Origin of the sequence: Pantoea stewartii, from assembly GCF_011044475.1 — a bacterium.
Classification (GTDB): domain Bacteria; phylum Pseudomonadota; class Gammaproteobacteria; order Enterobacterales; family Enterobacteriaceae; genus Pantoea; species Pantoea stewartii.
This window is the reverse complement of sequence record NZ_CP049115.1, coordinates 3,287,775-3,313,529: the sequence shown is the minus strand read 5'-3', so window position 1 is coordinate 3,313,529 and position 25,755 is coordinate 3,287,775. Positions and strand designations below refer to the sequence as shown.

The window sequence follows — 25,755 nt, the reverse complement described above, 5'->3', positions numbered from 1 at the left end:
TTCTGAGTTATTTCACCACACGCAGTGCAGGACGACCGCCGCGCGGTGGCGGATCGTCATCAGGTGAGTTGTCGTCATCGCTGGCATCGTCAGGGCGATCGCCATCAATCACTGACATGACCGTCTCTTCCTGATTTTCCGGGAATGCCTGGGATGCCCCTTCATAAGCCGGTTCAGGCTCAAACATGGTCCCCGCACCGTTTTCACGCGCATAGATGGCCAGAATGGCCGCCATCGGCACGTTGACCTGGCGCGGCACGCCACCAAAGCGGGCATTAAACGAGACTTCCTCGTTACCCAGCTCAAGATTGCCTACAGCGCGCGGCGCAATGTTGAGGACGATCTGACCGTCCCGGGCATATTCCAGCGGAACCTGAACGCCCGGCAGGTTGATATCGACCACCAGATGCGGCGTCAGCTGGTTATCCAGGAGCCAGTCATAAAAAGCCCGCAGCAAATAGGGGCGACGGGCCGTAAGTTGCGACATTTCCATAAATCAGCCCCGGGCTTGCAGGCGCATTTCACGTTCAGCTTCAGTCAGTGAAGCAAGGAAGGAGTCACGTTCAAATACGCGGTTCATATAGCCTTTCAGCTCTTTTGAGCCCGATCCCAGCAGATCGATGCCCATTGACGGTAAGCGCCACAGCAGCGGTGCCAGGTAGCAGTCAACCAGGCTGAACTCGTCGCTCATAAAGAAAGGTGAACGTCCAAACAGGGGGGCAATCGCCAGTAACTCTTCACGCAGCTGCTTACGCGCCGCTTCGGCTTCCTGACCGCTGCTGTTCTCGACCTTTCTCATCAGGCTGTACCAGTCTTGCTCGATACGGTGCATCATCAAACGGCTTTCGCCACGCGCAACCGGATAAACCGGCATCAAAGGCGGGTGTGGGAAACGCTCATCAAGGTATTCCATGATGATGCGTGATTCATACAGTGTCAGTTCGCGATCCACCAGCGTCGGCACAGTACGGTACGGATTGAGGTCAATCAGATCCTGCGGCAGGTTATCCATTTCGACCTGCTCGATCTCTACGCTGACACCTTTCTCGGCCAGCACAATACGCACCTGATGGCTAAAAATGTCAGTAGGACCAGAAAACAGCGTCATTACCGAACGTTTGTTGGCAGCGACAGCCATAAAAACCTCCCAGTTTGTTCACAAAAAGTTACTGCGAATGGCCAACCACACGGCGACTCACCTGCTCATAGAACTCGCTCGCAATCCGCGCTAACCACTCCCGACTGATGCCAGGCGCATAACGCGCCAGCTTGCGGGCGCAAAGTGGCAGGGAGTTTACCAGATTTTAGGCAGCTTGTGGGCGGGGGAATGCATTTTTGCGGGTAAAATGCGAACAGCATTGTTGTTTTCTGTGACTGCGCCGCCTGGCATGAAAAGCAAAAAACCCGCCGAAGCGGGTTTTTTGTGCCAACTGTGACTGCCGAAGCAGCAACAATTAACGTTTGGAGAACTGAGGACGACGACGTGCTTTACGCAGGCCGACTTTCTTACGTTCAACCTGACGAGCATCGCGAGTAACGAAGCCTGCTTTACGCAGTTCGCCACGCAGTGACTCATCATACTCCATCAGAGCGCGGGTGATACCATGACGGATCGCGCCTGCCTGACCAGAGATACCACCACCTTTAACGGTGATGTACAGGTCCAGTTTGCCAACCATATCAACCAGTTCCAGAGGCTGACGCACGACCATGCGTGCAGTCTCACGACCGAAATACTGCTCCAGAGAGCGTTGGTTGATGACGATGTTACCGCTACCCGGCTTGATGAAGACGCGTGCGGATGAGCTTTTGCGGCGACCAGTGCCGTAGTTTTGAGTTTCAGCCATTGCCTTTAATCCCGATTAAATGTCAAGAACTTGCGGTTGCTGTGCCGCATGGTTGTGCTCGTTACCTGCGTAAACTTTCAGTTTACGGTACATAGCACGACCCAGCGGGCCCTTCGGCAGCATGCCTTTAACCGCGATCTCAATCACGCGCTCAGGACGGCGAGCAATCATCTCTTCAAAGGTCGCCTGTTTGATACCACCGATGTGACCAGTGTGGTGATAGTAAATCTTGTCAGAACGCTTGTTGCCGGTGACAGCAACTTTCTCAGCGTTCAGAACGACGATGTAATCACCTGTATCAACGTGCGGAGTGTATTCCGCTTTATGCTTACCACGCAGACGGCGTGCCAGTTCAGTCGCCAGGCGACCCAAGGTTTTGCCAGTTGCGTCAACAACATACCAGTCACGTTGGACGGTTTCTGGTTTAGCTGTAAAAGTTTTCATCGAAAAGCTTACCCAAATTAAGTTACACGTTGGTGAAATCCCAAACGCTTAAGTAAACGAATGAGGCTCACACGACCATTTTGACCAGCAAGCCACCCCTTCGGATAGCGTTACCGGCGCGCAGAGGATTTGGGAAAAAAATCCAGTGCCGTAACGTGGGGTCGCAAGATTATAGAGAAGTCGATTACAAAAATCGAACTCTATTTTCATTTATTACCCGGAATCTCAGGGTAAATGCGCCAGCCGCAGATACTCTTCGCTCTGCATTTCCTGCAAACGCGACAGGCAGCGCTGGTATTCAAATTTCAGGCGCGTGCCCTGATAAATTTCGAACAGCGAGGTTTCCGCGGCGACGACCAGTTTGACATGGCGCTCGTAAAACTCATCCACCAGCGCCAGAAAACGCCGCGCCTGATCTTCCGTTTTATAAATCATGACCGGCACATCAAACAGCAGCACGCTGTGAAAGCGGCGCGACAGTTCGATGTAATCGTGCTGGCTGCGCCCTTCCCCACACAGGGTTTTGAAGTCGATTGCCACCACGCCTTCACTGACACCCAGCGTGGGCATTTTGCGATGGTTGATCTCCAGCACCGGTGCGCTGTCGCGTTTTTCCCCTGACAGCGCCTGGAACATGCGATCCATATCGGCGTAGGTTTCTGGCCCTAAAGGAGACTTCCACAGATGCGCCGACGTCAGCGTGCGCAGACGGTAATCAATGCCCGCATCAACGTTCATGACGTCACAATGTTGCTTGATCTGCTCAATGGCCGGCAGGAAACGCGCGCGCTGTAAACCGTTTTTATAGAGGTTATCGGGCGGAATATTCGAGGTGGCGACCAGGCTGATGCCCCGTTCGAACAACGCTTCCATTAACGTGCCCAGCAACATGGCATCCGTAATATCGGACACAAAAAATTCGTCAAAGCACAAAATATCGGTTTCGGCTTTGAAGCGATCGGCGATGATCAGCAGCGGATCGCTGTGCCCCTGCAGTTCGGTCAGCTCTTCGTGCACGCGCAGCATAAAGCGGTGAAAGTGTAAGCGCAGCTTGCGGTTGCCAGGAATAGACTGAAAAAACAGATCCATGACCCAGGTTTTCCCGCGCCCCACGCCGCCCCACATATACAAGCCACGTACCGGCGTTTTGACCTGGGATTTCTCTTTACCCATCAGCTTCGACAGACGACCAAACAACCCCTGCGAGGCAGGTTCAGTCGTCTGCTGGCGGGCGATGAGCCCTTGCTGGATAGCATCTAAGCGGGTGATCGCTTCACGTTGTACATCGTCGGGCTTAAAATCGCCCTGCGATAGCGCCTGCTCATAGCGGGCAAGCGGAGATGAGGTTTGCATGGTTCGCTCAGTGTCCCTGAATGTTGTCTTATTCACACATCGTTTGTCGAAAAAAAGGCCGCTCTACACTAAGGCATGGCGCTCCAGAGTTCCACATCCATAAGATTAACGGGTATAGTGACTATTATTAAGTGGTGCAACGCCCTACGGAACAACGGAAATAACACGGGAGTCATTATGACCTGGGAATACGGGCTAATTGGTTTAGTGGTAGGTATCATTGTCGGCGCAGTAGCTATGCGTTTTGGCAACAGGAAACTGCGCGAGCAGCGCAGCATGCAGTATGAGCTGGATAAAACGAAAGCCGAACTGGCTGATTATCGTGAAGAGCTGACCAACCACTTTGCGCAAAGCGCCGAGCTGCTTGACAACATGGCACGCGATTACCGTCAGCTTTACCAGCATATGGCGAAAGGATCTAATGACCTGCTGCCAAACATGCCTGGCGACAAAAATCCCTTTGCCTGGCAACTGACCGAAGCGGAAGCCGATAACGATCAGGCACCGGTTCAGATGCCACGCGATTACTCAGAAGGCGCTTCCGGTTTACTGCGCGGTGAACGCGCCGTGCGCGACTAAGCGTATCGGGCACAGCCACGCTGTGCCCGCTGTTTTTGCGAACCCCGGCCGCAAACGGCTGTCTCACTGATTTATTCCCCCCACTTTTTGCAGCGAGAGCGTTGTAGCAATGAAAAAACAAGCACGACTGTTAAGCGCGTTAGCCTTGAGTATTGGAATGAGTCTTGCCGCTGCGCCCGGCGCAATGGCGACGCTACCTGCACAGATTCAGGGGCAGCCACTGCCCAGCCTGGCACCGATGCTGGAAAAAGTGTTACCTGCCGTGGTCAGTGTCCATGTTGAAGGCACGCAGTCTGATTCACAGGCCCAGGATATTCCTGAACCCTTAAAGCGTTTCTTTGGCCAACTGCCTGGCGGCGGTCAGTCTCAGCCGCAACCGTTTGAAGGACTGGGTTCCGGCGTCATTATCGACGCCGCGAAGGGCTACGTGTTAACGAACAACCACGTGGTCAACGGCGCCGATAAAATCAATGTCCAGTTGGGCGACGGCAGTGAATATGACGCCAAACTCATCGGTCACGATGAACAAACGGATATTGCCCTGATTCAGATCCAGGGCGCTAAGAACCTGACGCAGATTAAAGTCGCGGATTCCGACCAACTTAAGGTGGGCGATTTTGCCGTCGCTATTGGTAATCCCTTTGGGCTGGGCCAGACGGCTACGTCCGGGATTATTTCGGCACTGGGCCGCAGCGGACTGAATCTTGAGGGGCTGGAGAACTTTATCCAGACGGATGCCGCCATCAACCGCGGTAACTCCGGCGGTGCGCTGGTGAATTTAAACGGCGAACTGATTGGTATTAACACCGCCATCCTCGCCTCCAGCGGCGGTAATATCGGCATTGGCTTTGCGATTCCAAGCGATATGGCAATCAACCTGGCCGATCAGTTGATTAAGTATGGCGAAGTCAAACGCGGTCAGCTTGGCATTAAAGGCACGGAAATGACTGCGGATATGGCCAAGGCGTTTAACGTCGATGCCCAGCGCGGTGCTTTCGTGTCTGAAGTTCTGCCGCAGTCGGCGGCACAGAAAGCCGGTATTAAGTCGGGAGATATCATTGTTTCTGTGAATGATAAACCCATTACCAGTTTTGCTGAGTTGCGCGTAAAAATCGGCACCACGGCACCCGGCGAGAAAGTGAAGCTGGGCCTGCTGCGTGAAGGCAAACCCGTCAGCGTTGAGGTCACTCTTGAGCAGAGTGCTCAGACAACCGCCAACGCACAACTGCTGTCACCGGCTCTTCAGGGTGCCACGCTGAGCGATGGTCAGACGAAAACCGGTGATAAAGGCGTGAAGATTGACGGCATCGAAAAAGGCACGCCGGCTGAACAAGTGGGCCTGCAAAAAGATGATGTGATCATTGGCGTTAACCGCACGCGCGTTCAGAATATTGCCGAAATGCGCAAAGTGCTGGAAGCCAAACCACCAGTGCTGGCGCTGAATGTCGTGCGCGGTCAGGAAAGCATCTATCTGTTATTGAGATAAACCACGCATAATGGCGGACACAAGCACGTGTGTGTCCGCCTCGCGCATGGTATTCTCCCCAACGTTCTCCCCTGACGTGATTTAACACCATGTTTCTTAAACTTTTGCGTTCAGTGGTGTTGGGACTGATTGTTGCGGGCATCTTGCTCGCAGCGTTGCCCGCACTGCGTTTGGGCGGTGCTGCCCTCTATAGTCAAAATGACAGTAACGATGAAACGCCCTTTGGCTTCAATCAAGGGGTGCGCCGCGCTGTGCCTGCCGTGGTCAACGTTTATAACCGCAGTACGCAAGGGAACAATAACCGTGGTATCACCACGCTGGGTTCCGGCGTGATCATGAATGCCAAAGGCTATATTCTGACCAACAAGCACGTCATTAATAATGCCGATCAAATCATCGTCGCCCTGCAGGATGGCCGCTTCTTCGAGGCGACGCTGGTTGGGTCGGATGCGATGACCGATTTAGCGGTGCTGAAAATCACCGCGCCGAATCTGCCGGTGATCCCCATTAATCCCAAACGTGTCGCACACATTGGCGATGTCGTGATGGCCATTGGTAACCCCTATAACCTTGGGCAAACGGTCACGCAGGGCATTATCAGCGCAACGGGTCGGGTCGGGCTGAGCTCGTCAGGCCGCCAGAATTTCCTGCAGACCGATGCCTCCATTAACCAGGGCAACTCCGGTGGCGCGTTAATCAATTCGCTGGGCGAGCTGATGGGAATTAACACCCTGACCTTCGACAAAAGCAGCGACGGTGAAACGCCCGAGGGAATCGGTTTTGCCATTCCCACCGCACTCGCGTCGAAAATCATGGATAAGCTGATTCGCGATGGCCGGGTTATACGTGGCTACATCGGTATCACAGGGCGCGAAGTGCCCCCGCTGCACGGTCAGGGAAACAGTCTGGACAGAGTTCAGGGGATTATCGTCAGCGTCGTTACGCCCGGCGGTCCGGCGGATAAAGCCGGTATTGAGCCTAACGATGTGTTGCTGAGCGTAAACGGAAAACCGGCTATATCGGCACAGGAAACCATGGACCAGGTTGCCGAAATCCGTCCCGGCTCAGTGATTGATGTCCAGGTGCTGCGTAATGATAAGAAGCTGACCCTGCCGGTGACGATTCAGGAGTTTCCGGACAACAGTCAGTAGGCAAAACATTTTGACGGGAACGCCCGTCCCACGGAAAAAAACAGACAAGGCCGCGCGTTGCGCGGCCTTGTCTGTTTCTGGCTCAGGTCAGTAGGCTTCTCAGCGTAAGCTGGCGCGAAGCCTTGACTAGCAGCGGTCTACCGGAAAGGCGATAACCTCACTCAGCGAGTCGGCCTTCAGTGCCAGCATAATCAACCGATCTATGCCCAGCGCTACGCCTGAACAGGCTGGTATGCCATGTTCCAGCGCCGCCAGCAGGTAATGATCAATCGGGTGCTGCGGCAGCCCGCGTGCTGCACGGCGGCGATTATCCTGTTCAAAACGCTGACGCTGTTCACGGCTGTCCGTCAGTTCACGGAAGCCGTTCGCCAGTTCAATGCCCTTGTAATAAACCTCAAAGCGTTCGGCAACGCGATGGTCTTCTGTGCTGATCTCCGCCAGTGCCGCCTGGCTGGCCGGAAAGTGATAGACAAAACAGGGCTTATCCTGACCAATTTTGGGTTCCACGCCCAACATAAACAGCAGCATCAGCAAGGTATCGCGATCCTCTTCCCGATTCGCCAGCTCGCCCTCACCCAGCTTTTCTGCGGCCTCCCGCAATTGCGTTTTATCTGCAGAAAGCGGGTCCAGATCAAGATGACGAATAAACGCCTGCTGATATGAGAGGGATTCCGCGCTGTCGCACTCCAGCACCTGCTGAAGCAAATCGTCCACTTCGTTCATCAGCCGGTACATATCATAATGGGGGCGATACCACTCCAGCATGGTGAATTCAGGATTGTGGTGCCGTCCGGCCTCTTCATTGCGGAAACAACGTCCCATCTGATAAATCGGCCCGCTACCGGCTGCCAGCAGGCGTTTCATATGGTATTCCGGGCTGGTCATCAGCCAGAGGTCGCATCCGTCGGACATGCCGGGGCCGACAAACCGCGTCTGGAAAGGCACCAGATGGATATCGGTGACGGTCGCCTGACTCATGGCTGGCGTATCCACTTCCAGTACGCCACGATCGGCAAAGAAACGACGCACTTCAGCCACAATGCCTGCGCGTTTAATTAAATTGGCAATGGACGCGCCCGGTTGCCAGCTTGCCGTTTCACTCATGGTGATGACTCCTGATACAAATAAGGGTGGGAAGTCTACTCGCAATGGCGGTGCCAGACAATCATGGCGCAAAACTGTCCAATAAACTGGCCGGGTTCTATAATTAACAGGTTAAATAACAAAGGAATCTTTTTATGTCTCCATGGAAAACACTGGTCGCCAGCCTGAGTACCTTCTTGTCCGTTGCCTGCTCAACCACACCGCCGAAGAATGTTACCGTCGTTGAACACTTCGACAGTGAGCGTTATCTCGGTCAATGGTATGAGATTGCCCGGCTGAATCACGGCTTTGAACGCGGTCTTGAACAGGTGACGGCAAACTACAGTCCTCGGGAAGATGGCGGCCTTAAGGTGGTTAACCGCGGCTATAACTCGAAAAAGCAGCGCTGGCAGGAGAGCGTGGGCAAAGCTTACTTTACCGGCGACAAACAGCGCGCCGCGCTCAAAGTTTCTTTCTTTGGCCCCTTTTACGGTGGCTATAACGTTATCGCGCTGGATCCCGACTACCGCTATGCGCTGGTCTGCGGACCTAACCGCCACTATTTATGGATTCTGTCCCGCACGCCGCAGCTGGACAACGACGTGAAGCAAAAGCTGGTACAGCAGGCACGTCAGGCCGGTTTCCCGGTAGATGAGTTGATTTGGGTAAAACAGGGATAGAAGAGAAAATAAAGCCGGTACGAAAGACGTTCGTACCGGTTTTTGGAGCTTACTGCGCGCTACGTTGAATCGCCTGACCGCCTGCTTCAACGTCTTCGCCAACGCCACGCGTGGTATTACAGCCTGACAACAATGCTGATAACATCACCACAGAAAAAATCGCAACAATACTTTTCTTTAACATAAGCCAGTTCCTTTTTTACGTTGCATTAAAAGTACAGCTTTTAAAGCATAGACCGATTACGCCACGCTGCGAGCCTAACCCGCTGAAAAAAGGAAATTCTGCCGTGTTACTTCGCGGCGCGAGAAATAGCCCCACCCAGGTGAGAGACATCCTCGCCAAAACCGTGAAAGGTATTACAGGCGCTCAGTCCAGAAGAGACCAGCAACGCCAGCGCGATAAGTTTTGCCAGTTTTTTCATTGTTGAAACTCACATAAAAAAGGCGCATCACAGGATGCGCCTCTCAGGATTATTTTACGCGTGAAACGTATTCGCCAGAGCGGGTGTCCACTTTCACCACCTCGCCAATCTGAACGAATAAAGGCACTTTAATGACGGCGCCGGTAGACAGCGTGGCAGGCTTGCCGCCTGTACCCGCGGTATCGCCTTTCAGGCCTGGGTCAGTTTCAATCACTTCCGCTTCGATAAAGTTCGGTGGCTGAACTGCAATCGGTTTATCGTTCCACAAGGTTACGATACACTCCGCATTGTCCTGCAACCACTTCTGTACTTCATCCAGCACTTTAGCTTCAACCTGGTACTGCTCAAAGCTTTCCGGGTGCATGAAGTAGTAGAAATCGCCGTCGTTGTAAGAGTACTGCAGCGTCATATCCTTCACGTCTGCGCCTTCGGCAGAATCGGTTGATTTGAAGGTTTTCTCAACGCGTGAACCAGTCAGCAGACGACGCATTTTTACACGTGCAAACGCCTGACCTTTACCCGGCTTAACAAACTCGCTTGATTCGATGGCATAAGGTTCGCCTTCGAACATGATTTTAAGACCGGTACGGAAATCGTTGCTAAGATAAGTCGCCATAAAGGCCCTCTGTAGATATTAACTGGTAATAGCCAAAAAAATGGCACACATTGTAACCCTAAATTCCCCTTCCAGAGAAGATTGGTTGCAGCAACTTGCTGATGTTGTCACTGATCCTCATGAATTACTGCAACTTTTAGCGCTCGATCATCTTCCGGATCTGGCTGCTGGCAGCGATGCACGTCGGCTTTTTGCCCTGCGCGTGCCGCGCGCATTTATCCAGCGGATGAAAAAAGGCGATGCGCAGGATCCCCTTTTGCTTCAGGTATTGACCAGCCGCCAGGAATTCATTGAAGCGCCAGGTTATAGCACCGATCCGTTAGATGAGCAAAACAGCGTGGTGCCGGGATTACTGCACAAATACCAAAACCGGGCCCTGCTGCTGGTCAAAGGTGGCTGCGCCGTGAATTGCCGTTACTGCTTCCGCCGTCATTTTCCTTATCAGGATAATCAGGGCAATAAGCGTAACTGGCAGGCAGCGCTTGATTATATTGCCGATCACCCTGAACTGGATGAGATCATCTTTTCTGGCGGCGATCCGTTAATGGCGAAAGATCATGAACTCGCCTGGCTGATTGAGGCGCTGGCTGCCATTCCCCATCTGAAACGGTTACGCATTCACAGCCGACTGCCGGTGGTGATCCCTGCGCGCATTACGCAGGCGCTCTGTCAGACGCTGGCGGAAACGCGCCTGCAGGTTCTGATGGTCACCCACATCAATCATGCCAACGAGATCGATGACGCCCTCTGCGACGCCATGACGCGCCTTAAGCGCGCTGGCGTAACGCTACTCAATCAGAGCGTGTTACTGCGCGGCGTGAACGATCGGGCGCAATGCCTTGCGGCATTGAGCAACGCACTGTTTGATGCGGGCATTCTGCCCTACTACCTGCACGTACTGGATAAAGTGCAGGGCGCGGCGCATTTCTATGTTTCGGATCAGGACGCGCGTGCCCTGATGCGCGATCTGCTGCCTTTGGTCTCCGGTTATCTGGTACCGAAGCTGGCGCGCGAAATCGGGGGTGAGCCCAGTAAAACCCCCCTGGATCTGCAACTTCGGCAGGAATAATCCGGCCCCGACAAGCCGTGTTTCGGCACTGAAGCAAAGCCTCGCGGAACGGTTGCACTTCAAGCAAATACAGCCTCTTACATTTCATCCACGCATAAAAAAACGACCGGCACGCGGGCCGGTCGTCTCAGAAATCTTGCCAGTTCATTGCCCGATCAGTTAGGGCACTTATAAACCTGGCCGGTCATTTTACTGTCGAGTGGTGCAAACGCTGAAAGCAGGTTTTGTGTCGGGCTGGTCGCACCGTAAATCACGTTACCGCCCATTTCTGCTGCACGGTTACGCAGATCGTTAGCCGCACCACGCAGTGCGCTGGTTTCACCACCGGCTCCGCTTAACCAGTTACTTTGTGAGCCGGTCAGGGTGCCCAGAAGCTGACACTGTTTGCCAGGCTGCTGATCGGTAAAGGTGACGCGCTGACCTGCAGAAGAGAGTTCGGTTGAGCTGCTGCAGCCCGCAAGCAATAACGCGCCAGCCGTCAGACCGAGCAAGAGGTTAATCCGCATTATAATCCCCATTTATTATCATCAGAGTCGGATGGCAGCGTAGCAGAAAAACACGCATTTTTTCTGCACATTCATTGCCCTAATCCGTGCCAACGTAACCGTTGCGCCACTACTTATACCTTTTCCTCAGCAAAAGAAAAACCCCCGACCGTTTCCGATCGGGGGTTCCTGTGACGCAAGGGTCAGGGGGCAATTACATCATGCCGCCCATTCCGCCCATGCCACCCATACCGCCAGCGCCTGCACCTAAATCTGGCGCATCGCTTTTCGGCAGGTCAGTGACCATACATTCGGTGGTGATCATCAGGCCAGCAACCGACGCCGCGTACTGCAGTGCAGAACGGGTCACTTTGGTTGGGTCCAGAATACCGAAGTCGATCATGTTGCCGTATTCTTCAGTCTGCGCGTTGTAACCGTAGTTACCGTCGCCCGCTTTCACGTTGTTGGCAACAACAGAAGGCTCTTCACCGGCGTTAGAAACGATTTGACGCAGCGGAGCTTCCATTGCGCGCAGCGCAACTTTGATACCCACGTTCTGGTCTTCATTCTGGCCACGCAGTTCTGACAGCTGTGCTGCCACACGAACCAGCGCCACACCACCACCAGCAACCACGCCTTCCTCAACCGCAGCACGGGTTGCGTGCAGGGCATCTTCAACGCGCGCTTTCTTCTCTTTCATTTCAACTTCAGTCGCTGCGCCTACTTTCAGTACGGCTACGCCGCCTGCCAGTTTAGCCACACGCTCCTGCAGTTTTTCTTTGTCGTAGTCAGAGGTCGCTTCTTCGATCTGCTGACGAATCTGGGTAACGCGGCCCTGGATGGTGCTTTCTTCACCCACGCCATCGATGATAGTGGTGGTGTCTTTGTTGATAACCACACGCTTCGCCTGACCCAGATCTTCCAGCGCAGCTTTTTCCAGCTCCATGCCGATCTCTTCAGAGATAACGGTACCGCCAGTCAGGATAGCGATATCCTGCAGCATCGCTTTACGACGATCGCCGAAGCCAGGTGCTTTAACCGCAGCCACTTTCACGATACCACGCATGGTGTTCACCACCAGGGTAGCCAGCGCTTCGCCTTCTACGTCTTCCGCGATGATCAGCAGCGGTTTGCCTGCTTTCGCAACGGCTTCCAGCACTGGCAGCATTTCGCGAATGTTAGAAATTTTCTTGTCAGCCAGCAGGATGAACGGGGATTCCAGTTCTACTGCGCCTGTTTCTGGCTTGTTGATGAAGTACGGAGACAGGTAACCGCGGTCGAACTGCATACCTTCAACCACGTCCAGCTCGTCTTGCAGACCGGTGCCTTCTTCAACGGTGATAACGCCTTCTTTACCCACTTTTTCCATCGCCTGCGCGATCAGGGTACCGACGGTTTCATCAGAGTTTGCAGAGATGGTACCCACCTGCGCAATCGCTTTAGAGTCTGAGCAAGGCACAGACAGTTTTTTCAGTTCTTCAACTGCAGCAACAACCGCCTGGTCGATACCGCGCTTCAGATCCATCGGGTTCATGCCCGCCGCAACGGCCTTCAGGCCTTCGGTGATGATGGACTGCGCCAGTACGGTTGCCGTGGTGGTACCGTCGCCCGCCGCATCGTTGGCTTTAGAGGCAACTTCTTTCACCATCTGCGCACCCATGTTTTCGAACTTGTCTTCCAGCTCGATTTCACGCGCAACAGAAACACCATCTTTCGTGATGGTCGGTGCACCAAAAGATTTATCCAGAACTACGTTACGGCCTTTAGGACCCAGGGTAACTTTTACTGCATCTGCCAGTACGTTTACGCCACGCAACATTTTTACGCGTGCGTCATTACCGAATTTTACGTCTTTAGCTGCCATTTCAAATTTCCCTTAAATTCGTTTCGTTCAGTGAATTACGCGTAAAACTTACGCTTCAACAATCGCCAGAATGTCGCTTTCAGAGATGATCAGGACTTCTTCATTGTCGATTTTCTCAGTTTTGGCACCGTAGCCTTCGCTGAAAATCACAACGTCACCCACTTTCACATCCAGCGGCTTCACTTCGCCACTTTCAAGAATACGGCCTTTACCCACAGCCAGCACTTTACCGCGCGTGGATTTGCCTGCAGCAGAACCGGTCAGCACGATGCCACCCGCTGACTTAGCTTCCACTTCTTTACGCTTCACGATTACGCGATCGTGTAATGGACGAATTTTCATTTGATAGCTCTCCTTTGAGAAGTCCAATCATTCATTTTTGGGTTGAATACCGGGCTGTGTGGCTTCCGGCCTCGTGACCAGAGAGATAGGGCCGCGCTTTCCCTCTTTCAAGGGGGGAACCTACAAATTTTTTTTGCCTGATGATGCGACTGATGACTTTTTGAACAAAGGTGGCAAACGGGCGGGCGAACAAACAAAAAGCGCGACCCGACGTCGCGCAGGGTGGGAATTAACGATCCTTAGGATCGTCATGGTGTTCAAGACGATCGGTATCTTTACGTTCGTACTCGCCATCCATGGTATAGCCACTGTCCGGGCCCGCTCCCGGCCCGCGCCAGACGCGCAAATGCGGCATCAGCTTCAGCGTGAGGTGCTTTTGCACCGGTGGCAGCAGCAGAAGCAGCCCCAGCATATCGGTAAAGAAACCAGGCAGCAGCAGCAGGAAACCGGCAATGATCAGCGAAACGCTTTTGATCATCTCCTGTGCCGGGCTTTCATTACGTGCCAGCTTCTCCTGCATCAGCATAAAGTTTTTCATGCCCTGATTTTTGACTAAAGACACGCCAATGCAGGAGGTGAAAACCACCAGCAGCATGGTGAGCAGCACGCCCAGGACGTGTGCAACCTGAATGAAAAGTGAGATCTCAATCCAGGCCAGTACGAAAAAGATCACTAACGGTAACCAGCGCACCGGATTCTCCTGTGAGTCAGGCTGCCCGGTCGTTAACCCGACAGCGTGGAATATGAATGTGAAAAAGGTAAAAAACAGAGATGGTTATTCTGATCGTCAATTTCAACCGCACCCGGCAAATTTTTGCTTACGGGTTATTTTTGTGAGCGATTTCACATATTGTTAACGTAACGCGGCCAGACAGGTGAACTCTGTTCGCGCTTTGCGTCTCTGTCAGAATAGGATCGTGCTCACCTGCCTGAATACGGATAAAATAGCGGTTCTGGCGCTTCCCCACAAAACAAACACATCATCTGCGATGGTTAGCAGTGACAACAAGAAGGTTATCATGGCGAACAACATTCGTATCGAAGAAGACCTGTTAGGCATGCGTGAAGTTCCGGCGGATGCTTACTATGGCGTTCATACTTTGCGTGCGATTGAAAACTTTTACATCAGCAACAGCAAAATCAGTGACATTCCTGAGTTTGTTCGCGGCATGGTGATGGTGAAAAAAGCCGCGGCGATGGCAAACAAAGAGCTACAAACCTTACCGCGTGATATCGCCAACACCATTATTCAGGCCTGCGATGAAGTGCTGAACAACGGTCGCTGCATGGATCAGTTTCCGGTTGATGTTTATCAGGGCGGCGCAGGCACCTCGGTGAATATGAATACCAATGAGGTACTGGCGAATATTGGTCTGGAACTGATGGGGCATCAAAAAGGCGAATATCAGTATCTGAACCCGAACGACCACGTGAATAAATGCCAGTCCACTAACGATGCCTATCCGACGGGTTTTCGTATTGCCGTTTACAGCTCACTGCTGAAACTGCTCGACGGTATCAGTCAGTTAGCGGACGGGTTTCAGCGTAAAGCCGATGAATTCCAGACCATTTTAAAAATGGGCCGTACCCAGCTACAGGATGCGGTGCCGATGACGCTGGGCCAGGAGTTCCATGCCTACAGCGTTCTGCTGAATGAAGAGACGAAAAGCATTTTGCGCACTGGCGAACTGCTGCTGGAAGTGAACCTGGGCGCAACCGCTATCGGTACGCGCCTGAACACGCCGGACGGTTACCAGCAGCTGGCGGTGCAGAAACTGGCGGAAGTCAGCAACCTCGCGGTAGTGCCCGCCGAAGACCTGATCGAAGCCACTTCAGACTGCGGCGCCTATGTCATGGTGCATTCATCACTCAAACGCCTGGCTGTCAAACTGTCGAAGATCTGTAATGACCTGCGCCTGCTTTCTTCCGGTCCACGCGCGGGCCTGAACGAGATTAACCTGCCGGAGCTGCAAGCCGGTTCCTCCATCATGCCTGCCAAAGTGAATCCGGTGGTGCCTGAAGTCGTTAATCAGGTGTGCTTTAAGGTGATTGGTAACGATACGACGGTCACGATGGCGTCGGAAGCCGGCCAGCTTCAGCTCAACGTCATGGAGCCGGTCATCGGTCAGGCGCTGTTTGAATCGATCAGCATTCTGACCAACGCCTGCTATAACCTGCTGGAAAAATGCGTCAACGGTATCACGGCGAACAAAGCGGTCTGCGAAGCCTACGTGTTTAACTCCATTGGGATTGTGACCTATCTGAACCCCTATATCGGCCACCACAATGGTGACATCGTCGGTAAAATTTGCGCCGAAACCGGCAAAAGCGTGCGCGAGGTGGTGCTGGAGCGCGGCCTGCTGACCGAAAGCGAGCTGGATGATATTTTCTCTGTGCAAAACCTGATGTATCCGGTTTACAAGGCGAAACGCTATACCGATGAAAACGAACAGTAAGGCGTAATTGCGCTTACTGGTGTAAAAGGCACATCGTAATCAAAACGATGTGCCTTTTTGTTTGTTAAAAGGATGGGTTTGCTTTTCGGCTCATCATCATTTCGGGAGTGGCACATGTTCCTGGTTGAACTGTTTATCGTGGTACTGGCGATCTGGCTGGGCGCGCGTCTTGGCGGGATCGGGATTGGCTTTGCGGGCGGCATGGGCGTGCTCATCCTGACGCTTGGCTTTGGTATGAAACCAGGTGCCATTCCGTTTGATGTGATTGAAATCATCATGGCGGTCATCGCGGCGATTGCGGCCATGCAGGTTGCTGGCGGCATGGACTACCTGGTCAGCCTTGCCGAACGCCTGCTGCGTCGTCATCCCCGTTATGTCACCTTTCTTGCCCCGCTGGTCACCTATGTGATGACGCTGCTGGCGGGCACCGGTCATACCGCCTTCTCTACCCTGCCGGTCATCGCCGAGGTGGCGAAAGAGCAAGGCGTGCGTCCTTCTCGTCCGCTGTCGATGGCGGTTGTCGCATCTCAGGTTGCCATTACCGCCTCGCCAATCTCGGCGGCGGTCGTCTTCTTTGCCACGCTGCTCGAACCGCGCGGCGTAAGCTATATCATGCTGCTGGCCATAGCCATTCCGGCTACCATGGTTGGGCTGTTTCTTGCCGCGCTGGTCACTAACTTCCTGGGAAAAGAGCTGAAAGATGACGCCGTTTATCAGGCTCGCCTGGCGAAAGGCGACGTGGCCCTGCGTGGGGAAACCGTCTATCACGCCAGACCTGGCGCCAGAAAGTCTGTCCTGCTGTTCCTGGTCGGGATTGCTGCCGTGGTGATCTATGCGACCATTACCAGCGAAAGCGTAAACCTGATCGTCAATCCGCCCCTGCCGCGCAACGAAGCGATTGTGGTATTTATGCTCACTATTGCCACGTTGATTAGTCTGACCTGTAATATTGACAGCGGCGCGATTCTGAGCGCCAGTACGTTTAAATCCGGTATGAGTGCCTGCGTCTGCGTCATGGGCGTAGCCTGGCTCGGCGATACCTTCGTCAAAGCCCATCTGGCGGATATCCAGATGCTGGCGGGGGATACCTTAAAGACCTATCCGTGGATGCTGGCGCTGGTATTGTTCTTTTCTTCGATGCTGCTCTATTCTCAGGCAGCAACCGCGAAAGCCCTGCTGCCTGCGGCGTTAGCCCTTGGCGTCACCCCTTTGACAGCTATCGCTTCTTTTGCTGCCGTGTCAGCGCTGTTTGTGTTACCGACCTATCCCACACTGTTAGCCGCCGTTGAGATGGATGACACTGGCTCGACCCGAATCGGTAAGTTCGTGTTCAACCATGCCTTTATCATTCCCGGCGTGCTGGCCATCACCCTGTCTGTCGTGTTCGGCTTTATTTTTGGTGGGCTGCTGCTGTAGTCCCGGCCGCACAGTGAACGTGCTATCATCGACGCGATTTTCAACAGGAGCCTCATGATGAATGCCGTTGTCATCCTCTGCACCGCCCCTGACCAGGCGTGCGCGCAGCAGCTTGCCACCCAGGCGCTGAAGGCCAGACTGGCCGCCTGTGTCACCCTTTTACCGGGTGCCACCTCGTACTACGTCTGGCAGGGCCAGTTGGAGCAGGCCAGCGAAGTTCAGATGTTACTCAAATGCGATACAGCTCATCAGCAGGCATTGCTCGATCTGCTTAAGCGCTCACATCCTTATGACGTACCAGAACTGCTGGTGCTTCCGGTTCAACATGGAGACAGTGAATACTTGTCATGGCTGCACGCATCGCTCGCTTAATTACCCTGATACTGGCCCTGTTTATCTGCCTGCAGGCGCAGGCTGACCTGTTTGCCCCCAAAACCACCAGCCGCTTTTTGCCCGTCGACCAGGCTTTTGCTTTTGATTTCGACCAACAGGGCGCACAGCTCAATCTGCACTGGAAGGTTAAAGACGGCTACTATCTCTACCGCCAGCAAATCAGGGTCGTCGCCAACAATGCGCGTATCGCGCCTGTGGCCTTGCCAGCGGGTCAGCCACACGAAGATGAATTTTTTGGTAAGAGCGAGATTTATCCGCAGAACCTGAACGTGCCCGTCACGCTGCAACAGGCCGCCAGGGGCAGTACGCTGAGCGTGACGTATCAGGGCTGTGCTGCCGCTGGCTTCTGTTATCCACCTGAAACGCGCAGCATTCCACTCACGCCCGTTGTCGCCAGCGCGGATGCAGACTCAGGGGAGCGCCCGCCCGCCACCGCCAGCCCGCTCCCCTTTTCGCCATTGTGGGCGTTGCTGATTGGTATCGGTGTGGCATTTACGCCCTGCGTCTTACCGATGTATCCCCTGATTTCGGGCATTATTCTTGGCGGTAAGCGTAACAACTCGCTGGGTCGCCTGTTCGCGCTGGCCCTGGTTTATGTGCAAGGAATGGCGCTTACCTATACCTTGCTCGGCGTGACAGTCGCCGCGGCTGGCCTGCGTTTTCAGGCGGCCTTACAGCATCCCTATGTCCTGATCGGTTTATCCGTGCTGTTTGTAGTGCTGGCCATGTCGATGTTTGGCCTGTTTTCGCTACAGTTACCCGCCAGCGTACAAACCCGTCTGACGCTGTGGAGCAACCGTCAGCAGGGCGGCTCACTGCCCGGCGTTTTCCTGATGGGCGCGCTGGCAGGTTTAATTTGTTCCCCCTGCACCACCGCGCCGCTCAGTGCCATCCTGCTCTATATCGCACAGAGCGGTAACCTGCTGGCGGGCGCCGGTACATTGTGGCTGTATGCCATCGGTATGGGCTTACCGCTGATTGCCGTGACGCTGTTCGGTAGCCGCTTCCTGCCTAAAAGCGGCCCCTGGATGCAGACCGTCAAGGAAGGGTTTGGGTTCGTTATTCTCGCGCTGCCGGTTTTCCTGCTGGAACGGGTGCTGGGTGAGCTGTGGGGCGAGCGCTTATGGAGCCTGCTGGGCGTCGCCTTTTTTGCCTGGGCCTTCAGTGTCAGCCTGCGCGCCAGCGGCGGCAAATGGCGCATCGTGCAAATGCTCATGCTGATCGCCGCCCTGATCAGCGCTCGCCCTTTGCAGGACTGGGCGTTTGGCAATGACGCGCCACAGCAAACTGTCGCGCACCTTCCCTTTCAGTCTGTTCAAACGGTTAGCCAGTTAGATCAGGCGCTGCAACACACACAGGGCCGCATGACGATGGTGGATTTGTACGCGGACTGGTGCGTGGCCTGTAAAGAGTTTGAGAAGTACACCTTTAGCGACAGTGCGGTACGTGCCAGTCTTAAGGATGTCCAGCTGTTACAGGCTAATGTCACAGCCAACACGGCCACCGATAATGCGCTGTTGCAGCATCTTCACGTGCTGGGGCTGCCCACGATTTTATTCTTTGATGCTCAGGGAAAAGAAATTCCCGATTCACGTATCACCGGTTTCCTGAAGCCAAAGGATTTTGACGAACATTTGCAGAAACTGCGTGAGTAAACAACACTGGAACCTGGACACAGCCCGTTGACCTGAACGGGCCTGCATCGCAGAGGAGAACGGTTTGCAACGTGAACAGATACTTGACCATGCATTAAACGTGCTTGAACAAAATGGCTTAGCGTCCACCTCGTCGCTGAAAATCCTGGCCGAAGAGATGCGACTCAGCGAGCAGCAACTTGAGCAGTTCTGGGCTGACCGCGACGCACTGCTCTACGACGCATTGCAGTTTCATGCCCAGCAAATCGACAACTGGCGACAAGAGGTATTACAAAACAGCGCACTGCGACCCGAACAGAAGTTAATGGCGCGCTACGAAGGGTTAAATGAGCATGTCACCAAGGGACGCTTTCCCGGCTGCCTGTTTATCGCCGCCTGCAGCTTCTATCCGCATCCCGATCAACCCATTCATCAACTGGCAGAAAAACAGAAGCGCGCCTCCTGGGAATTTACCCACACTATTTTAAATGCGCTGGGTCTGGATAACCCGAGTATGGTGGCTGATCAAATGGAGCTGGTGCTGGAAGGCTGCTTAAGCAAGCTGCTGATCAAGCGCAATGTGCAGGATGTGGATGTCGCTAAACGTCTGGCGGAAGATATATTAAGCATTGCCCTGTGCCGTAAAAATGGCGCACTGGCGTGAGTTTCAACGCCTTTGACTGAAATTCAGGCAATCAGTCACATTTTGCAGGGTTTTTTCATGAAAGCCGTTGACGGCCTGCGGCCTTTACGGTTTAATGCGCCCCGTTGCCCGAATAGCTCAGTCGGTAGAGCAGGGGATTGAAAATCCCCGTGTCCCTGGTTCGATTCCGGGTTCGGGCACCACTCTTCAGAGCCTGTTCGTTAAGAGTTGAGATCCTTAACGGGCAAGACAGAGGGTCCCCTTCAGCCAAAAGTTGGTAAATATGCCTTACCGAACCTTTGTTGAACACGGGACTTTAAAGTCCGGAGGATGTTCCACCATCCTCTGGACTTCTCACATCCATTAAAAACACTCCAGCAACGTATTTACCTGTTCTTCAGCCTCTCTGTCAAGATAATGTAAATAAATACTTCGTATTTTTTCCATATTTCAAATCAGTCAGTTAGATTTGACTTAAGATTAATCTTACGCCACATCCAGCTCCTCAATCACGCTTCTTACCCTCTCAATATCACTTTCCACGTACTGCAGCGTTACCGCCGGTGTCGAATGACCCAGAAGATCCTGTGCCATCTTGAGGTTGCGATCGGGAAGCCTCATCAGGTTCGTCGCTATCGTGTGCCGGAAGCGGTGCGGGCTGACCACGAACCCGCACTCTTTAGAAAGCCGTCTGAAAAAAGCACGGAGTGGCGGATTGTCCATGTTCTCACTGACCTCATTTCTCCGGCCGTCAAACCGTGAGAGGTTGAAAAGCTGATCTTCCATTTTGGCACCCCTTTCAAGTGAAAGGTTATACAGCCTTTCGAGGCGCGGGCGCAGCTGGCTGGTTACCGGAACCCTGTGCTCGCGATGATTTTTTGCACCTTCTGGCCTGAGGCTGATCCAGTTATGAGTGAGATTCACATCGCACAGCCTGATGTGCAGAAGTTGGTTCTGACGCATGCCTGTCCGGCGTAACGCATCCAGCACTGTCAGCCAGAACCAGCATGGCCGGAGAGCATTTTTACGTACCTGACCTACGCCAATGAATTCATCCTGTTCACGGGCCTCCATGATGAGATAGATTTTTTTTATCTGGGCATCTGTCAGCGTTTTTTTCCGCTTAACATCGGGTCTGGCAATGGCCCCGTTAAACGGATTTTCATGGGGAGAGATATACCCCTTATGAATGGCAAAATTGAAAATTGCCCGCATATGAGTCAGTTTATTATTCCAGGTTATTTTGGACAGTTTCTCATCCGCGATGACTTTCCTTCTCCAGGTCAGTACCATATGATTCGTAACCTTTTCAGGAACTATATCCGCCCCTGCAAACTGAACGAATGTTTTTACGACTTTGCGGTAACTCCATTCTGTAGCCTCACGGAGTGATTTACTGAAGAAATAATCATTCAGTAAGTCATCGAATGTTATGTTATCAGACATGGTAACCTCGTTTTTTATTAACCCTGTAATTACTCTTTTTTGGGAAAGAGCCATTTGCTTTCTGAAAGACAGTTTCCTTTCTTTAAAATAATGTCAGACTTAATCATATAGCCCGACAGTTTGGTGAAATGACCGCTTTTATCCGGCGAGTCATATTTATGGTAAGAGTAAAGACCCTTACCATTTCGTGAGTGATGAAGGCCCAGTGATTCAAAGTTTTTCTGCAGCTTGTTTTTTTCGTATTTATTTTCTGGCTGCGAGGAAATAAACCGGAAAAACACATCGGGCGATATCATAAAAATAAATCCGGACAATACATGCAGAAGACTGTCGGACTCATTGACGGTAATTTTTCCAGCCTCCACGCTCTCCCGCAGCCAGTCCAGAAAAACGGTGCCCTCAGAGGGTTCACTGTCGCCCGCCGGCTTCCCGTCTTCCGTTTGCTCCTGCTTCGTTGACTCAGCAGTTTGTCCGGCTGATAAGACGGGTGCCTCCCCTTTAGCCATCAGGTCCAGTACCGAAAGTAAATCCACTCTCTGTTTAATTTCTGAATCTTCCTTTTCATTTTCACTATCTGAACCATACTCAGTCGCTTCGCTCCCGCTGAGGGCAGACTGCAGCGCGGAGCTCAGTACCGGTAACTCAGCTGTTTCTGTTCCGGGAGCGGTCTCCTCTCCGGCTGCCTGTGTGGAAGTATACGTTACCGCTTCGCTTTCAATTGGCTCTGAAACATTTGCTGAAATGATGTGACTCGACAAAAGGACAGGTGCGTTATCTGCTAATTTTGGTGCATTATCAGCATGTTGCATTTCCGGTGCCGGTTTTACAGAAGACGTGCCAGTAATATCTGAAAGACCACCCGTTTCCAGACCCGCCCCCTCCCGCGCCTGCATGATGATGCTGTAAAGCACACCGGCACCGGCACGCTCACCCGACAGAAACTGAAGAAGGCAGCGTGACGCTTCCGGCCACTGGTGAAGCCACAGCATGCCGGTCTCAGGCAGCAGCTTTGCCGCCATGTACTGACCTGTCAGGGCCGGAGCCCGGGCAGTCTTTGCGGGCCGGACCCGCCACGGACTGTCCGGCTTGTGCAGCCCCGGATACCAGATTTTTCCGGACTGCGTCGCGCCTTCCACCTGCGTCAGCCAGGGCAGATGATGAAACAGGCCTGCCCAGAACACCGCGCAGACCCAGCCCGGGGCCTGTGCCGACTGCTCTTCAGGTGTGGCGCCGGGCGGCAGCATCATTCCCCTGACGAGCCTGACCGCCCGCACTGCCACGCCGAGGCTCAGGTCACCAAATCCCCCCGGTGACGAATAGGCACCCTTCCATGCGGCCGGGCAGTCCTGCACACGCTCAAGCATCGTCTGCGCGGGCTTCAGCCACCACGCATCGGTGACGGACTGTGAAAGCGGGCTGTTATCTGCCAGCATTCTGACAAGCCTGCGGCGCTCCTCCGTCTGCATGAGCAAGCTGCCCTCCAGAACCGGGCGAAACGCCACCTCCCTGACGACCGTACCCGCCGGCTGCCCGGCAGGCCTGCTGTTTCCCCGCCCCGTCAGCCACTTCATCACCCGCTCCATCGACACCCACTCTTTATCTGAAATGACGTAACGCTAAGAGACGGGGCGACATTTGCAACGTTAATCCTGGATTCAGCGCAGAGAGATATTCTGCTTGCGTTAATTTTCAGGAACGGATTCAGGATTAACGGCGGACGGCTTTAACCTCCCGTGCTTTTCTTGCGCAACCTTCCTTTAATTAATCTGAACTCACTCATGCAGCAACGTCTGGTAGCGCTGTACCTTCTTCTGTGGCTGACTCTGTCCGGCAGCATCAGCCTTTTTATTTCATCCGGCCGCGATGCATTCTTTTTTATGTGGCTGCTTACGGCTCTATCTCCGCTTCTGCTCAGACCCCTCGACTGGCTGACCCGTCAGCTGTTCAGGAAGCCCTGCATGCTGAGCCGCAAAAAACGCATCACCGTTCATCTGTCCCCCTGGCAGCCCACTGTGGGGCTCACGTCTGAGCGGGTGAACTGGTTCTGGTCAGGGGTGTTTGAGTCAGTTGAAGCCGCATTAGCCGGGGGAAAAACCGTCGTGGTTGCTTCGCACCTTCTGACGCCTGCCCGTGCGGCCAGACTCAGGAACTACCTGCAGGCGCGGGACTGGTCCTACCGCAGCAGGCTGACCAGCGTCCCTTTCAGAGATTCAGCCCGCGCGCTGATGCAGCTGGAAATCCTCTTCCGGCAGTGGCACTGGTGCTGTCCGTCCCGGACCCGGTGGCCGGTGATGCTGCTGAAAAAAACTTCTGAACCGGAAAAATAATTTCGGGTGTTAAGTCACAAAGGGAATGTTCACACTGATTACACACATGTATTCGATCTGAACGATAGAAATATCGCGTTATACAAGACACGGTTTTGCCAGGTAGTGTATTCACACCGAATACAGAAAAGATTAACAAAATATATTCTCATTCAGCCAACACCAGGGCCTTTAAGAAACGCATAAACCTGACAGGGATTCTTTCCCGAGTCGCCTATACTTGATAAAGTCTTTACAGCATTGCGTTCTCAGGGAATAAAGCGAAGTAAAGTTTTCGAGCAGTTAAGGCTGCCGGCGGATGAAATAAGCGCAATCACTTTTAGTAATATATTTTCATGGAAGCTCATGACGGAGGTCGGTCATCGCTGACAAACACCAGTAATACTTCAGACAGGTTATATCTGGTGAAATTGACTGGCTTGATGCGAAGCAACGTCTGAGGGCACGGCGCAAGTCCCTATACCAGCATGGATCGTGATACTGTCTAAACGGATGAAACTTATCTGTCGGAGCGCAGGCATTCCGGCTCAACCTGCCGAGCACTAGCGTGGGCAGTTCTTGAAGTGAACACATGCATCAGCCAGAATTTGACCATGACCATGACCATGACCATGACCATGACCATGACCATGACCATGACCATGACCATGAGCATTTAGGCTGGCTGATCGGATGCGCTGCGCGGCGGCGAGACCCATGGCTACTAAAGTTTGGTGGATCTCGGCAGTGTCGTTCCGTTAGTAGAGAATCATGAACTCCGGGCGGAATTACCCGGTGTCATCATGTATTTTATATCGCGTGCAGATCCCGAGCAGAAGCTTACTTGAGAAGTATAATAAACTTATTATCCTGCTGAATTGTTTTATACTGAAGCGAGTAAATCAAGGAAATCGAATAGGACATTTCATTAAAAAATCCACTAACTCAACTGATTTCATGTATTATTGATAACGATTCGATTTTATAACCCATGGTTTTAATCTCTCCTAAGGATACTGGCTCGTAAAGTTTTTTTGGATAATAATGAAACGGGTTTATCTGCTTTATTTATGTGTGGCAATATATACATTATTTTACTATGGCTAGATAGGTAAACATAGAATATAGCCGCATAAAAAACAAACACTATAAGTGATCCTATCATGACAGCTTTAATTTCGAAGCTGAAATCAAAGTATATTCCATGTGTGAGTGACAAAGCAAAAGAAAGGCCTGACATTAACCATACTAGAAAAAGAATTGCGAGTGTTCCCTTTTTTTCCTTTTTGGGTATGATCTGTCCATTATTGATCTCATAGGCTCCCCTCATACTAAATATTGAGTTGCAATATTTATAATCAAACTTATTATTGATGTAATGTAATATCACTTTTCTTGAAACTATAATGTCGTCGGCAAATCCATAGCCTCTCAATTTCAGATGCTGGCAATGCCTTATAACAGGTTGCTCAGAAAGTCTCTCATTAAAAAGCCACTCAAGCGCTTCAGCTTGTCTCAGCGGCGTCAGTTTAAAATAGTTTTTCTTAAAAAATAATTTTGAAATGTAATAAGGGACTATTTTAATAATGCTTATAACTCCACCTAATAAATCCATTTCATCCTCTCATCATTAATTATGTTGTATTGTTTCTCCGACTAACAGAAAAATTGAATATCATGTGCCATTACTAAATACAAGAAAATTTAATGCGTTTTTTTTCGAAACTTGTCAAGGTCAGCACAACTACTCCCCATTTTCGTCAGAATGAAAGAATCCGGACTGAAATTTTTATCTGGGCGTGGAGGCTGTAAGAGATGAAATCGAAATGTTTTGCACTACCTGATACACATTACCACGATCAACATCCTGTGTTGGCTTCTTCATTTTTAAACTATTCGGGATAGCGCTTACCTCTCATGGCACCTCTCTTAAAGTTATCTGTAATGACTTTGAAGTATCTGTTAAACCCTGATGATTCAAACGGTAAGAAGAGAGATAAGATGTTCGAAATTTAAAACGTTTATCAAGTATGCACTGAA

General features: G+C 52.5%; 27 protein-coding genes and 1 tRNA gene. 12 read left to right on the top strand and 16 right to left on the bottom strand.

Annotation, left to right across the window (positions count from 1 at the left end; all coding sequences use genetic code 11):
- Positions 1-7: 7 nt before the first annotated feature.
- From sspB to zapE, 5 genes are all read right to left on the bottom strand, one after another.
- Positions 8-493, bottom strand: coding sequence for a ClpXP protease specificity-enhancing factor (gene sspB / locus G5574_RS15680; protein ID WP_006121725.1), 486 nt, complete (start codon positions 491-493; stop codon positions 8-10).
- Positions 494-496: 3 nt separating this feature from the next.
- On the bottom strand, positions 497-1,138 hold the full coding sequence (gene sspA / locus G5574_RS15675) for a stringent starvation protein SspA (protein WP_033739161.1): 642 nt from the start codon (positions 1,136-1,138) through the stop codon (positions 497-499).
- Positions 1,139-1,454: 316 nt separating this feature from the next.
- On the bottom strand, positions 1,455-1,847 hold the full coding sequence (rpsI, locus tag G5574_RS15670) for a 30S ribosomal protein S9 (RefSeq protein ID WP_006121723.1): 393 nt from the start codon (positions 1,845-1,847) through the stop codon (positions 1,455-1,457).
- 15 nt (positions 1,848-1,862) lie between these two features.
- Positions 1,863-2,291: a 50S ribosomal protein L13 gene (gene rplM, locus G5574_RS15665; protein ID WP_164482859.1), complete on the bottom strand. Its 429-nt coding sequence runs from the start codon at positions 2,289-2,291 to the stop codon at positions 1,863-1,865.
- 225 nt (positions 2,292-2,516) lie between these two features.
- On the bottom strand, positions 2,517-3,644 hold the full coding sequence (gene zapE / locus G5574_RS15660; protein WP_058702619.1) for a cell division protein ZapE: 1,128 nt from the start codon (positions 3,642-3,644) through the stop codon (positions 2,517-2,519).
- A gap of 177 nt (positions 3,645-3,821) precedes the next feature.
- Between zapE and zapG the strand changes: the two genes are divergently transcribed.
- The 3 genes from zapG (at position 3,822) to degS (ending at position 6,860) form a co-directional block, all read left to right on the top strand.
- Positions 3,822-4,223, top strand: coding sequence for a Z-ring associated protein ZapG (gene zapG / locus G5574_RS15655; protein ID WP_006121720.1), 402 nt, complete (start codon positions 3,822-3,824; stop codon positions 4,221-4,223).
- A gap of 109 nt (positions 4,224-4,332) precedes the next feature.
- On the top strand, positions 4,333-5,709 hold the full coding sequence (degQ, locus tag G5574_RS15650; protein WP_164482858.1) for a serine endoprotease DegQ: 1,377 nt from the start codon (positions 4,333-4,335) through the stop codon (positions 5,707-5,709).
- Between the two features lie 89 nt (positions 5,710-5,798).
- Positions 5,799-6,860 (top strand): outer membrane-stress sensor serine endopeptidase DegS, encoded by a 1,062-nt coding sequence (gene degS / locus G5574_RS15645; protein WP_033739158.1) that lies wholly within the window; start codon positions 5,799-5,801, stop codon positions 6,858-6,860.
- Positions 6,861-6,986: 126 nt separating this feature from the next.
- Here the strand turns inward: degS and epmA are convergent, their stop codons facing one another.
- Complete coding sequence (gene epmA / locus G5574_RS15640) at positions 6,987-7,964, bottom strand: elongation factor P--(R)-beta-lysine ligase (protein ID WP_164482857.1); 978 nt, start codon at positions 7,962-7,964, stop codon at positions 6,987-6,989.
- Between the two features lie 134 nt (positions 7,965-8,098).
- Between epmA and G5574_RS15635 the strand changes: the two genes are divergently transcribed.
- Positions 8,099-8,623 carry a lipocalin family protein gene (locus G5574_RS15635; protein ID WP_058707931.1) on the top strand — a complete coding sequence of 175 codons (525 nt, stop codon included), beginning with the start codon at positions 8,099-8,101 and terminating at the stop codon, positions 8,621-8,623.
- A gap of 49 nt (positions 8,624-8,672) precedes the next feature.
- Here the strand turns inward: G5574_RS15635 and G5574_RS15630 are convergent, their stop codons facing one another.
- The 3 genes from G5574_RS15630 to efp all read right to left on the bottom strand — a co-directional run bounded on the left by G5574_RS15630 (position 8,673) and on the right by efp (position 9,661).
- On the bottom strand, positions 8,673-8,807 hold the full coding sequence (locus tag G5574_RS15630) for an entericidin A/B family lipoprotein (protein WP_006121715.1): 135 nt from the start codon (positions 8,805-8,807) through the stop codon (positions 8,673-8,675).
- Positions 8,808-8,913: 106 nt separating this feature from the next.
- On the bottom strand, positions 8,914-9,045 hold the full coding sequence (locus tag G5574_RS15625) for an entericidin A/B family lipoprotein (protein ID WP_006121714.1): 132 nt from the start codon (positions 9,043-9,045) through the stop codon (positions 8,914-8,916).
- 49 nt (positions 9,046-9,094) lie between these two features.
- Positions 9,095-9,661, bottom strand: a complete 567-nt coding sequence (gene efp, locus G5574_RS15620; RefSeq protein WP_006121713.1) for an elongation factor P — start codon at positions 9,659-9,661, stop codon at positions 9,095-9,097.
- A 40-nt stretch (positions 9,662-9,701) separates the two neighbouring features.
- On the opposite strand from efp, the gene epmB reads away from it, so the two are divergent.
- On the top strand, positions 9,702-10,730 hold the full coding sequence (gene epmB / locus G5574_RS15615) for an EF-P beta-lysylation protein EpmB (RefSeq protein WP_033739151.1): 1,029 nt from the start codon (positions 9,702-9,704) through the stop codon (positions 10,728-10,730).
- A 155-nt stretch (positions 10,731-10,885) separates the two neighbouring features.
- On the opposite strand, the gene G5574_RS15610 is transcribed toward epmB, so the two are convergent.
- The 4 genes from G5574_RS15610 to G5574_RS15595 form a co-directional block, all read right to left on the bottom strand.
- Complete coding sequence (locus G5574_RS15610; RefSeq protein ID WP_006121711.1) at positions 10,886-11,236, bottom strand: DUF4156 domain-containing protein; 351 nt, start codon at positions 11,234-11,236, stop codon at positions 10,886-10,888.
- A gap of 193 nt (positions 11,237-11,429) precedes the next feature.
- On the bottom strand, positions 11,430-13,079 hold the full coding sequence (gene groL, locus G5574_RS15605) for a chaperonin GroEL (RefSeq protein WP_006121710.1): 1,650 nt from the start codon (positions 13,077-13,079) through the stop codon (positions 11,430-11,432).
- A 48-nt stretch (positions 13,080-13,127) separates the two neighbouring features.
- Positions 13,128-13,421 (bottom strand): co-chaperone GroES, encoded by a 294-nt coding sequence (locus G5574_RS15600; RefSeq protein ID WP_164482856.1) that lies wholly within the window; start codon positions 13,419-13,421, stop codon positions 13,128-13,130.
- Between the two features lie 229 nt (positions 13,422-13,650).
- Positions 13,651-14,112 carry an FxsA family protein gene (locus G5574_RS15595; RefSeq protein ID WP_006121708.1) on the bottom strand — a complete coding sequence of 154 codons (462 nt, stop codon included), beginning with the start codon at positions 14,110-14,112 and terminating at the stop codon, positions 13,651-13,653.
- A gap of 328 nt (positions 14,113-14,440) precedes the next feature.
- On the opposite strand from G5574_RS15595, the gene aspA reads away from it, so the two are divergent.
- The 6 genes from aspA (at position 14,441) to G5574_RS15565 (ending at position 20,166) form a co-directional block, all read left to right on the top strand.
- Complete coding sequence (aspA, locus tag G5574_RS15590) at positions 14,441-15,877, top strand: aspartate ammonia-lyase (RefSeq protein WP_033739147.1); 1,437 nt, start codon at positions 14,441-14,443, stop codon at positions 15,875-15,877.
- Positions 15,878-15,991: 114 nt separating this feature from the next.
- Positions 15,992-17,293: an anaerobic C4-dicarboxylate transporter gene (locus G5574_RS15585; protein WP_110267952.1), complete on the top strand. Its 1,302-nt coding sequence runs from the start codon at positions 15,992-15,994 to the stop codon at positions 17,291-17,293.
- A 57-nt stretch (positions 17,294-17,350) separates the two neighbouring features.
- Entirely contained in the window at positions 17,351-17,665 is a 315-nt protein-coding gene (gene cutA, locus G5574_RS15580) for a divalent cation tolerance protein CutA (protein ID WP_006121705.1), read from the top strand.
- Positions 17,641-19,341 (top strand): protein-disulfide reductase DsbD, encoded by a 1,701-nt coding sequence (locus tag G5574_RS15575; RefSeq protein WP_164482855.1) that lies wholly within the window; start codon positions 17,641-17,643, stop codon positions 19,339-19,341. Before cutA ends, G5574_RS15575 begins: the two co-directional genes overlap by 25 nt.
- A gap of 64 nt (positions 19,342-19,405) precedes the next feature.
- The gene (gene dicD, locus G5574_RS15570) at positions 19,406-19,984 is read left to right on the top strand and encodes a division control transcriptional repressor DicD (protein ID WP_033739141.1); all 579 of its coding nucleotides are present in this window, start codon (positions 19,406-19,408) and stop codon (positions 19,982-19,984) included.
- A gap of 106 nt (positions 19,985-20,090) precedes the next feature.
- Positions 20,091-20,166: transfer RNA gene (locus G5574_RS15565), tRNA-Phe, on the top strand.
- A 283-nt stretch (positions 20,167-20,449) separates the two neighbouring features.
- On the opposite strand, the gene G5574_RS15560 is transcribed toward G5574_RS15565, so the two are convergent.
- On the bottom strand, positions 20,450-21,409 hold the full coding sequence (locus G5574_RS15560) for a tyrosine-type recombinase/integrase (RefSeq protein WP_164482854.1): 960 nt from the start codon (positions 21,407-21,409) through the stop codon (positions 20,450-20,452).
- A 29-nt stretch (positions 21,410-21,438) separates the two neighbouring features.
- A complete protein-coding gene (locus G5574_RS15555; protein ID WP_164483245.1) occupies positions 21,439-22,992 on the bottom strand; it encodes a conjugal transfer nickase/helicase domain-containing protein in 1,554 nt (517 codons plus the stop codon).
- A gap of 375 nt (positions 22,993-23,367) precedes the next feature.
- On the opposite strand from G5574_RS15555, the gene G5574_RS15550 reads away from it, so the two are divergent.
- Positions 23,368-23,736 (top strand): pili assembly chaperone, encoded by a 369-nt coding sequence (locus tag G5574_RS15550; protein ID WP_244964638.1) that lies wholly within the window; start codon positions 23,368-23,370, stop codon positions 23,734-23,736.
- A gap of 976 nt (positions 23,737-24,712) precedes the next feature.
- Here the strand turns inward: G5574_RS15550 and G5574_RS15540 are convergent.
- Positions 24,713-25,330 (bottom strand): hypothetical protein, encoded by a 618-nt coding sequence (locus G5574_RS15540; RefSeq protein WP_164482852.1) that lies wholly within the window; start codon positions 25,328-25,330, stop codon positions 24,713-24,715.
- Between the last annotated feature and the right edge of the window lie 425 nt (positions 25,331-25,755).

What these genes read in the sequence shown, in the direction of transcription:
- sspB (WP_006121725.1), bottom strand. Translation starts at nt 493, where the DNA reads ATGGAAATGTCGCAACTTACGGCCCGTCGCCCCTATTTGCTGCGGGCT.
- sspA (WP_033739161.1), bottom strand. Translation starts at nt 1,138, where the DNA reads ATGGCTGTCGCTGCCAACAAACGTTCGGTAATGACGCTGTTTTCTGGT.
- rpsI (WP_006121723.1), bottom strand. Translation starts at nt 1,847, where the DNA reads ATGGCTGAAACTCAAAACTACGGCACTGGTCGCCGCAAAAGCTCATCC.
- rplM (WP_164482859.1), bottom strand. Translation starts at nt 2,291, where the DNA reads ATGAAAACTTTTACAGCTAAACCAGAAACCGTCCAACGTGACTGGTAT.
- zapE (WP_058702619.1), bottom strand. Translation starts at nt 3,644, where the DNA reads ATGCAAACCTCATCTCCGCTTGCCCGCTATGAGCAGGCGCTATCGCAG.
- zapG (WP_006121720.1), top strand. Translation starts at nt 3,822, where the DNA reads ATGACCTGGGAATACGGGCTAATTGGTTTAGTGGTAGGTATCATTGTC.
- degQ (WP_164482858.1), top strand. Translation starts at nt 4,333, where the DNA reads ATGAAAAAACAAGCACGACTGTTAAGCGCGTTAGCCTTGAGTATTGGA.
- degS (WP_033739158.1), top strand. Translation starts at nt 5,799, where the DNA reads ATGTTTCTTAAACTTTTGCGTTCAGTGGTGTTGGGACTGATTGTTGCG.
- epmA (WP_164482857.1), bottom strand. Translation starts at nt 7,964, where the DNA reads ATGAGTGAAACGGCAAGCTGGCAACCGGGCGCGTCCATTGCCAATTTA.
- G5574_RS15635 (WP_058707931.1), top strand. Translation starts at nt 8,099, where the DNA reads ATGTCTCCATGGAAAACACTGGTCGCCAGCCTGAGTACCTTCTTGTCC.
- G5574_RS15630 (WP_006121715.1), bottom strand. Translation starts at nt 8,807, where the DNA reads ATGTTAAAGAAAAGTATTGTTGCGATTTTTTCTGTGGTGATGTTATCA.
- G5574_RS15625 (WP_006121714.1), bottom strand. Translation starts at nt 9,045, where the DNA reads ATGAAAAAACTGGCAAAACTTATCGCGCTGGCGTTGCTGGTCTCTTCT.
- efp (WP_006121713.1), bottom strand. Translation starts at nt 9,661, where the DNA reads ATGGCGACTTATCTTAGCAACGATTTCCGTACCGGTCTTAAAATCATG.
- epmB (WP_033739151.1), top strand. Translation starts at nt 9,702, where the DNA reads ATGGCACACATTGTAACCCTAAATTCCCCTTCCAGAGAAGATTGGTTG.
- G5574_RS15610 (WP_006121711.1), bottom strand. Translation starts at nt 11,236, where the DNA reads ATGCGGATTAACCTCTTGCTCGGTCTGACGGCTGGCGCGTTATTGCTT.
- groL (WP_006121710.1), bottom strand. Translation starts at nt 13,079, where the DNA reads ATGGCAGCTAAAGACGTAAAATTCGGTAATGACGCACGCGTAAAAATG.
- G5574_RS15600 (WP_164482856.1), bottom strand. Translation starts at nt 13,421, where the DNA reads ATGAAAATTCGTCCATTACACGATCGCGTAATCGTGAAGCGTAAAGAA.
- aspA (WP_033739147.1), top strand. Translation starts at nt 14,441, where the DNA reads ATGGCGAACAACATTCGTATCGAAGAAGACCTGTTAGGCATGCGTGAA.
- G5574_RS15585 (WP_110267952.1), top strand. Translation starts at nt 15,992, where the DNA reads ATGTTCCTGGTTGAACTGTTTATCGTGGTACTGGCGATCTGGCTGGGC.
- cutA (WP_006121705.1), top strand. Translation starts at nt 17,351, where the DNA reads ATGAATGCCGTTGTCATCCTCTGCACCGCCCCTGACCAGGCGTGCGCG.
- G5574_RS15575 (WP_164482855.1), top strand. Translation starts at nt 17,641, where the DNA reads ATGGCTGCACGCATCGCTCGCTTAATTACCCTGATACTGGCCCTGTTT.
- G5574_RS15560 (WP_164482854.1), bottom strand. Translation starts at nt 21,409, where the DNA reads ATGTCTGATAACATAACATTCGATGACTTACTGAATGATTATTTCTTC.
- G5574_RS15555 (WP_164483245.1), bottom strand. Translation starts at nt 22,992, where the DNA reads ATGGAGCGGGTGATGAAGTGGCTGACGGGGCGGGGAAACAGCAGGCCT.
- G5574_RS15550 (WP_244964638.1), top strand. Translation starts at nt 23,368, where the DNA reads ATGCTGAGCCGCAAAAAACGCATCACCGTTCATCTGTCCCCCTGGCAG.
- G5574_RS15540 (WP_164482852.1), bottom strand. Translation starts at nt 25,330, where the DNA reads ATGGATTTATTAGGTGGAGTTATAAGCATTATTAAAATAGTCCCTTAT.